Origin of the sequence: Pseudomonas sp. FSL R10-0056 (genome assembly GCF_009600105.1) — a bacterium.
In the GTDB taxonomy this organism is placed as follows: Bacteria; Pseudomonadota; Gammaproteobacteria; order Pseudomonadales; family Pseudomonadaceae; genus Aquipseudomonas; species Aquipseudomonas bubulae.
The window spans coordinates 47,210-55,747 of the sequence record NZ_WIWL01000177.1 but is presented as its reverse complement, the minus strand read 5'-3'; the positions used below and the strand labels follow the sequence as shown (position 1 = coordinate 55,747).

Genomic DNA, 8,538 nt, shown 5'->3' with positions numbered 1-8,538 from the left:
GCCATCTTGGCCTCCTGGCTTTAATGGCGGTGTATTTTACAGAAAATCGTATTTCTTGGGTTTACGTACAGAGCCTACGTCCGGTGTCCAAGCACGGCCCGTGATCGCTAGCTTGGTGTCATCGGTCAACCAGAGCTTTAAAAGCCCCCCTAAGCGCCCTTGGTCAGCATTAACTTTTGCGAGTTGATGCACGCACTGCGAGTCGATTGTTCCTTTAATGACGTACCCAAGGCTAAGGCGGCGGAGATATTCCGCCACAGTCAGGCTTGCTCGGGCTGCGTTTTCTTTAATCACTATTTCTTCGCTGGCCAAGACGGGAACTCTCAAGTGTTTGCCATGTTTCCTTGAGTTCGCTCGGGATCTATTCGATTGCATCAGATACTTCTCCTGTCGTAACGATGATGTTTTTCTCGCGGTAGCGAGATGCCTCGCAGAGCAAGAAAGCGTTGAGTGCCGCCAGGCGCGAATAAGAGATAGTGGAATTAGCTATCCGGCTTGCCGGTTGGCTAACTTCACCTGTCTTGCCCTGCACCTTAACGTTCTAAATCCGTTCTTCTGGCGTTCATCTTAAAGTCACAAAAGCGTTGTTATTAAGTAACCCTGCGTTGTTTTAGCGATAACTGATCGTTACTCAAAATAGAGCTGTTCATAAAAGTTTAGGCGCCTGCCTAACCCGAGCTCTGCCCCCCTAGTGTCAAAAGGTAGCTGCCTACGACTGCAATAGTCGGAGATAAGCGGTGGTATCCAGTTCGAATGAAGCTTGATTGTTGTATTGCTAACACTTGAGGGGCTTCAACTCTCGTCAATGAGCCGAGCAACGCCAACAGCAAGGAAATACACGCGACGTCCGAGCTTCTTTTTCTCTGCGCTAAGTCGACGACCGAGATCACTATCTTGGCGAATAGTAAAGCGCAGGCCGTCTGGCGAACGGCCAAATAATTCAGCGACTTGGCTGAGAGTCATAAGTGGCCCGTATTTCTCTACCAGATATTGTTCGGTGCTCATTGCTGGACTCCTATTAGTACCGTAAGTAAAGCAATACTAGGGTGAGTTATCGCTAGGATCAGCTGAGAGATATGACATCTAGGGTTTACCTTTCTTTCAGCACAACTGTATGTTTTTTGAGCAGATCTGATTAGGCTTCACCGGGTTAAAAGATTACCCCCGTTAAAATAGTTAAAGACGCGCGCATGTTAAGGAGGCTCAAGAGCTTATTCCCCGAGGGATGTAAGACAGATTTGGCCCCTAAATCCGCGAGGGGTCCCGCCCCTGAATCCGCGATAGGTCGCCCCTGAATCCGCGAAGCCCGACGCCCCCGAATCCGCGAAACAAATGAGTTCATATCTGGGAAGGTTGTGGATAACTACGGTTTTTTTGACTTTGACAGAAGCAATGTCTGGCCTTTTTGCGGGAGCAGCCCAGTTAAATCTGGATAGTTATCTGCTCATCTGCCACTGAATAAAATTTCGTTTGGGCCTAAAATCGTAATTCTATACTCAGGTAAATTATCTGCCTTGCTTGCATAATTTATGGCTTCCCGGAATTTTCGAAGGCGAGCTGTGGTGCTGCCACATTTGCTCGCCAGGGTGGCTAGTGAAACTTTCCACATCCCTTGTCTTCCTACGTGTTTACGCGCGATCTCGTATAGCCGGCGCTCAAGCGGCTTTCTTAGCAGAAAATACTCTGAAGGGATGGTCAATACCTCCTTGGCCTCAATAGCGTTATAGAGCCATTGGGATAGTGTCATTTCGACCGCGACCATTCTTGCGTCTGTAGAGGATCTTTCAATAATACGATAGTTATCTATAAGCCCAAATGAACTCGTACTCTTGAACCCTGAGGTGCAGATGTTTGTCTTCAGGCTCGTTCCCTTTAAGCGATCAAGTCCGTCTCGCATAGCCTGATAGTCTTCTCCTCTCACCCCCCGATGCGTTGCCATCAAGTAGTCATAGGCTACAAATTTAACAGTTCGGGAGGTTGGAAGCCCTGAATTGATACCTGCCAATAACTGGCTGGTTGCATATATCAGTATGTCTTTGTCTCTTATCGTAGCTCTACCATAGAGCGAGGGTATCACTTCTACGCTTTTGCGACCGTCCACACTACTCCAATGCCAAATTTTTAAGTCTTCCCGGGTTGCCAGCGAGAATATCGGTGCTTCCATCGTTGCTTGATCATCTTTAAAAGAGTAGTTGCTCATGGTGCACAGGAAAAAATCCAACTGCTCCATATTTGAGGAATCGGTAAGCGTTTTTATTCCTTCATTGGCTGGCATCAAGGGCATCTTTATCGCGCAAACATCGATTGATATGCCCTGAAAGTAGGTATAGGGGAGCGGGTTGAATTTTTATATGCGGTAATAGCCATGAATTTCAGTCCGGAGTATAGGTGATCACTAGCGGTATCATCCAGAAAGCAGTATGGTTAGACAGCGGTAAAATATGAAAATCGGCGTTTACAGGGGGTAAGATGGGCGCCAAATATGATCAAATTTATATTTATGATAATTGTGATGCCCAAATCGCTACGGGCATTAGATGCTTTTTATCTCGAATTGAGGGGCATAGCACTACTTCGAAATCAAAGTCAGTTTGGAAGTTGCTAGGAAATTGCCTCGACGAAGATGCAATCCGATTTGCAAGACTTTATCCAGATTGGCAAATATCCGCTCTTATACTTGAGCATGGTGGTTTGTCAAAACTGGGGAGCTGTTGGAGTGATCATGTATGTCACATAGCTGCACAGGACTACGCGGTTGCAAAGAGTCTTTGGAAAAATGATGGTCAGGATGACTTGATCGCGTTTGTGGAGACGCTTGAATCTTTGAGCGATACGATGGCGATGGCAATAGCACAGACTCCTGGGGAAATCACACTCAAGGAGCCAGGAATGCTACGGGGTGGGATGAGGATCAAGGCCTATTCAAAAGCTGAGCGGCACTTTCCCTACTGCGAGCTTTGTTGGAGGTTGAGTGAGGCCGCGCGAGATGAGTTTGCAGAGGCGCCATTGTCGTCCACTCTTAACGAGACTCGTAGAAAGAAGGTGATGGAGAAAGACGAAGAGGGAGGGATCGGTAGCTTACGCTTCTGTTCTGTACATAATCCAAGTGATCATGATTCTAGGTATCGTGCAGCTCATCGATATCGCGATTGTTTTTGGCGAGAAATAGAAACGTGCAGAAAGCGCTTTTTAATTGCACGTAAATCTATTTTATCAAGTTGTATTGATTCTCCCTCCTCCCTTGGAGTCCAGGTGCATTTGCTTTCTTGTAACGGCCTGAGTCGGGATGAAGTTGTTGCAGTTACGAGGTTGCCTGAGTCTGTAGTCGATAGTATTTTGGCTAGATATGAATGTACAGAATATCAAAATCTAACTGAAAAGGAGTCGCAGTTTCCAGTTGTAGACCACACTTTTATTCGTCAGGCGGCCTATTTAGTAGCTCATGATGATTTGGCTGGTTTGGTCGAGTTGGAAAAGGTTCAGCCCGGCCTCGTCCTAGAGGCGCTTGGCGATGTTATTGCAGAAGCCTTTAATCGTAAACTCTCACTACAGAGCAGAAATATAGCACGGCTGGTGTTGGAGGGGCTGACTCCGTCTGATATTGCGGGTAGGTTAAGCATTTCGCGTCAATTGGTCCATAACACCACTAAGAGAGAATTAGTGGAGATTTATCGTAAGTTTTTGATCCTAACCCGCGATGCGGGCTAGTCTACTTAAGAGTTTTTTAGCACAGGTCCTTCTATGTGTTGTTTATATGCCTGCGGCTTTAACTGTTACTGCGTAAATCCTTAAGCCCATCAAGCTTAATAACAAGGTCCTCGGCTCGAAGATGTGTGTATCGTTTGAGCATCTGCATCGATTTGTGGCCACTAATGGCTGAAACCTCTTGGTCAGATAGCCCACCTTCGACAAGTCTGCTGACTGCCTCATGACGGAGATCGTGAAACCTAAAGTCAGGTAGGTCCAGCGTCTTCTTCAACTGACCCCAAATTTTCGTGAAGGTATATGGTCGACGTTTCCCGTCCTTCCCAGGCTCACCAAAAAATACCAGATTGCAGTCGATTGGTCGCACCGGGTTGTGCATCGCGGCTTTGAATACTTCAGTAGCGCGCTTGCTCAGTGGAACGGTTCGAGATGAGTCGTTCTTTGTGTCTGAGAGGCGTATGACACGCTTTGCCAAATCCACCTGAGGCCGCCGTAGGGATGAAATTTCAGACGAGCGCATACCCGTTTCCAATGCGATGCATACAATCCAGCCCAGCATAGGGTTGCTGTGTCGATTCACGGCGGCGAGCAAATGGCGTTCTTCCTCCGGCGAGAGTCGACGATCACGACCGTCTCCCGGGCTTGGCTTGCGAATGTTCAGCACTGGATTGAATGTCAGGCCCAATCCCCACTCCTGAATAGCGACGGTGTACAGGTGGCTCAACAGAGCCAACTCTAGGCGCACAGTGTTGTTACTGATGTTTCCAACGCGGCCGGGCTCACTCAGTCGCTTGTCGCGATAGCCAGCAATGATTTCTGCAGAGAGGGCAGCGAGAGAGTATTTGCCCAGATGCTCTATGAGCTTCTTGGCTTTGGTAAGTTCACCGCGCTGGGTGCTGGGCTTCTTGGTGGGGGTGATGTCGCTCAGGTAGCGCTTGAGTGCAGCCTCAAGAGTCATCTTCTCCGAGCCGCTGCGTTGGATGTAAACGCCTCTGACCATTTCGTCTTCGGTACGTCGAGACCAGTCCTCCGCGTCACGCTTGGTGCGGAAGGTTTTAGCCACCGTAGGCCAGCCAGTTTTGCGAATCAGTGCCTTCCAGGTGCCGGAAGGTGTTTTGACGAGTGTTGCCATTAGAGGGTGCTCCTAGGCGGCTGGCGAACCAGCACTGTACCTAATTTGTACCCTTGGAGCGTAGGACTGTAAAAACGGTGACCACTCCAGAAACACAAAAGCCGCGCAGTGCGCGGCTTTGAGTATGGTGGGCCCAGTAGGACTCGAACCTACGACCAAGGGATTATGAGTCCCCTGCTCTAACCAACTGAGCTATAGGCCCTCAGTAGGTCGCGGATTATAACGATGGTTTCTAAGTAGTGCTATCCGAAAGATCTGAAATTGCCAGGTGAAGGAAAGTTGCTGCAAATTTTTCGGGAAGTAACGGCGGGCTGACGATCTCGCCCTGGATCAGTTCGCAACCTGCCTGCGCCAGGAAAATCTGTTGTTCCCGGTTTTGAACGCCGTCAGCAATGATGGTGAAGTGCATGCTGTGCCCCAGCGCGATGATGGCATGCACGATGGCAGCATCATGGGGGTCGTCGGGCAAGCCATGTACAAATGACGGGTCGATTTTCAACGTGTCCAACGGCAAGCGCTTCAGGTAACTGAGGGACGAGTTGCCAGTACCAAAATTGTCGATGGACAGTTTTACTCCCAGTTGTTTGAGCCGATGCAGGGCATCAAATGCCGCTTCGGTCTGGCCGGTGAGAAAAGTTTCGGTGATTTTCAGTTTCAGGCTCTCGGGTTTGAGCTTGCAGGTTTCGAGCAGTTGCTGAATGTGCGCCATCAGCCCCGGCTGGTGTAATTGGGCGCTGGCAAGGTTGACCGAGATGGGTCCAAAGGGCTTGTACAGTTGATTCCATGAGCACAGTTGCTGGCACGCACGCTCGAGCATCCAGTCACCAATTTGAATGATCATGCCGTTTTCTTCTGCCAGATGAATCAAGCGCTCATGTGAGATTCCTCCGAGTAGAGGGTGGTTCCAATGCAACAGTGCTTCGGCGCCAGCCAGCGTATGGTCGCGCAACCGGACTTTGGGCTGATACAGCAGTGAGACCTGGCCTCGCTCCAGGGCGCGGCGCAGTTCCTGGCCCAGAAGGATGCGGGCACTGGTCTGGGAGTTAAGGTCGTGGCTGTAACGTTCGACGCGATTGCGCCCTTTGAGTTTGGAGTGGTACATCGCGATATCGGCATTTTTGATCAGTGTGGCCACGTCGTCGCCATCATCCGGGTAGATGCTGATACCAACGCTGGCGCTGATAAACAGTTCGCTTTCGTCGGTCAGAAAGGGTTCGTTGAAGCTGTTCAGCAGCTTTTCGGCAATCTTCTGTGCATCTTCCGGGTGTTTGAGCCCAGGCAGCAGGACGATAAATTCATCGCCGCCAAGACGGGCGACCGTGTCGATGTCGCGCAATTGTTCGGTGAGGCGGGCTGCGATGCCCCTCAGCAACTGATCGCCCACAGGGTGCCCGAGGCTGTCATTGATGTTCTTGAAGCGATCAAGGTCCAGAAACAGCACCGCGCTATGTTGATCATTGCGCCGCTGATCGGAGAGTACCTGGCGCACCCGGCTTTCAAACAGCAAACGGTTGGGAAGGTTGGTCAGCGGGTCGTGGTGGGCCTGGTGATCAAGGCGTTCCTGGGCCAGTTTGAGGGTGGAAATATCAGAAAATACGGCTACGAAATGTGTCACCACATCATTGTTGTTGCGCACGGCGCTGATGGTCATCCAGCTGGGGTAGATTTCACCGTTTTTGCGTCTGTTGAAGATTTCGCCCTGCCAGTTGTCAGCGGTCGATAGCTGGTACCACATGGTTGCAAAGAACAGTTTGTCGTGTCGGCCAGACCCCAGCATGCGCGGCGTCTGGCCCAGGACTTCACTTTCGGAGTAACCGGTGATTTCGCCGAAGGCCCGGTTGACCGCGGTAATTTTTTGCTCGGGATCGGTAAAGATGATGCCTTCGGCCGTGCTCTCGAACACGGTGGCTGTTTGCAGAAGTTTTTCCTGCATCTGATGCCGTTCGGTAATGTCGTGGACGATGGTCAAAATGCAGTCGTCGGCGCCGATCAGCAACGGGTAGCTGGAGATTTCACAGAGGCGAACTTGCCCGTCCTTATGTCGGATATGGCAGGTGAAGTCGCGCACAAAGCCGTTTTTTTCCAGGACCGCAAGCAATTCACGGCGCTCATGGGGGTCGACCCACAATTGCAGTTCCAGGGTTGAGTGGTACAAGGCACTGGCACTGTCATAGCCGATGACCCGGCTGAAACCTTCGTTGATCTCGAGTATCAGGCCATCGCTTTGACGGCTCAGTAAAAGGCCGTCCAGCGATGCATGAAATGCTTTGGCAAACTTTTCTTCGGAAAGAAGCAAGGCTTCTTCAGTCTGCTTGGTTTCGCTGATATTGATCAGCAAGCCGCGAACCACGGCTTGCTGATTGTGGGTCGTGATACTGGCAATGTCCCGTAGCCAGAGGATGTTGCCCTCTGCGGTGATCACCCGATAGTCCAAGCTGTGATCGTGGCCTGCGCTGATCTCTTTTTTACGCCAGGCCTGGATTCTGGGCAGGTCATCGGGGTGAACGACCCGTTTCCAGAACCCCGGGCTTAGCCAGTCAGAGACTGGATAGCCGAGCAAGGCTTCGGCCTGGGGGGAGACATAGGTATAGGTGTCGTTGTCCAGCTGTGCTTCCCAGGCAATAGCCGAAAGGCTTTCAATCAACCCCTTGTAGTGGTCCTCGCTGCTGCGCAGTTCCTGTTCGAGGGTTGTTCGCCGGGAAATCTCGGAGCTCAGGCGTCGGTTGATGCGGATGACTACGAACAAAATGATGATCAGCAGCAGTATGCCAGGCAGGACATAGAGCAGCAGGGTGCGCCACAGGGGGCGGTAATCGTTGATATCGCCTACCCAGTGCTGCTGAATGCGCTGGGTTTCACTCGGGCTTATATTGGCCAGCACCTTGTCCAGCAGTCCTAGCAGGACGGTCTGGTTTTTAGGAACGGCCATGGCCAGTTGAAAGCGATACGGGGTTTCCCCGCTGACGTACAGGCCATCGAGCTTGAGCTGGCGCAAGCTCCATACGCTGGAAGCCAGATCACCCACCATGGCATCTACCTGGTCCGTGGCCAGAGCCTGCAACGCCGAGCTGACGTTGGGCAGGGCGACGATGTTGAGATCAGGGTGTTGAGCGCGCAGCAATTCGTGGGGGGCGTAGTTTTCAATTACACCCACTCTGAGGCCGTAGAGTTCCTGGATATTTTTAGGCGCCGCGCCGCCCTTGTGGGCGAGGATGACAATGGGGAAGTCCAGATAGGGCCGGGTAAATGCCAGGCGTTTTTGGCGCTCGGGGGTCGACATGACGCCGGGTAACCAGTCGAGTTTGCCTTCCTTGGTTTGCTCCAGGACTTCGCTCCAGCTTGACGCAGCGACTTGCTTGACGCTTACGCCCAACTGGTTGGTGATCAGGTTTACATAGTCGGCAGCGAGGCCTGTATAGGTGCCCTGTGCGTTGAGGAACTCAAAAGGCGGCCATGTGGTATCGATGCCGAGGAGCAGTTCGGGGTGCTCCTTGAGCCATTGCTGTTCTTCATCGGTGAACGTCAGGGCTTGGGCGCCAGAGGTCCAAACGAGAAGTGACAGAAGCAGGGTAGCCAGCAAGCGTGACATACGCATCCCTTCAATACACCTGGATGCATCCAGTGTAGTCGGGCTGTGGCGGAGGGGAGGGAGCAGGAGGTTTTTAGCTGTAAAGCAAAACCCCCGGCAGGGCCGGGGGTTT

Annotated in this window: 6 protein-coding genes and 1 tRNA gene; 1 reads left to right on the top strand and 6 read right to left on the bottom strand. The window is 51.5% G+C overall.

Going from position 1 to position 8,538, the window contains the following annotated elements:
* Positions 1-36 precede the first annotated feature (36 nt).
* The 3 genes from GHO42_RS12400 to GHO42_RS12390 all read right to left on the bottom strand — a co-directional run bounded on the left by GHO42_RS12400 (position 37) and on the right by GHO42_RS12390 (position 2,275).
* Entirely contained in the window at positions 37-375 is a 339-nt protein-coding gene (locus GHO42_RS12400; protein ID WP_153327928.1) for a conjugal transfer protein TrbJ, read from the bottom strand.
* 417 nt (positions 376-792) lie between these two features.
* Positions 793-1,005, bottom strand: coding sequence for a DNA-binding protein (locus GHO42_RS12395; RefSeq protein WP_153327925.1), 213 nt, complete (start codon positions 1,003-1,005; stop codon positions 793-795).
* Between the two features lie 439 nt (positions 1,006-1,444).
* The gene (locus GHO42_RS12390) at positions 1,445-2,275 is read right to left on the bottom strand and encodes a replication initiator protein A (RefSeq protein WP_178114918.1); all 831 of its coding nucleotides are present in this window, start codon (positions 2,273-2,275) and stop codon (positions 1,445-1,447) included.
* Between the two features lie 194 nt (positions 2,276-2,469).
* Between GHO42_RS12390 and GHO42_RS12385 the strand changes: the two genes are divergently transcribed.
* Positions 2,470-3,708 carry a hypothetical protein gene (locus GHO42_RS12385; RefSeq protein ID WP_153327921.1) on the top strand — a complete coding sequence of 413 codons (1,239 nt, stop codon included), beginning with the start codon at positions 2,470-2,472 and terminating at the stop codon, positions 3,706-3,708.
* Between the two features lie 58 nt (positions 3,709-3,766).
* On the opposite strand, the gene GHO42_RS12380 is transcribed toward GHO42_RS12385, so the two are convergent.
* The 3 genes from GHO42_RS12380 to GHO42_RS12370 form a co-directional block, all read right to left on the bottom strand.
* Positions 3,767-4,837: a site-specific integrase gene (locus GHO42_RS12380; RefSeq protein ID WP_153327919.1), complete on the bottom strand. Its 1,071-nt coding sequence runs from the start codon at positions 4,835-4,837 to the stop codon at positions 3,767-3,769.
* A gap of 125 nt (positions 4,838-4,962) precedes the next feature.
* Positions 4,963-5,039 (bottom strand) — tRNA-Ile (locus GHO42_RS12375).
* A gap of 30 nt (positions 5,040-5,069) precedes the next feature.
* The gene (locus GHO42_RS12370) at positions 5,070-8,426 is read right to left on the bottom strand and encodes a bifunctional diguanylate cyclase/phosphodiesterase (RefSeq protein WP_094999984.1); all 3,357 of its coding nucleotides are present in this window, start codon (positions 8,424-8,426) and stop codon (positions 5,070-5,072) included.
* Positions 8,427-8,538: the final 112 nt, after the last annotated feature.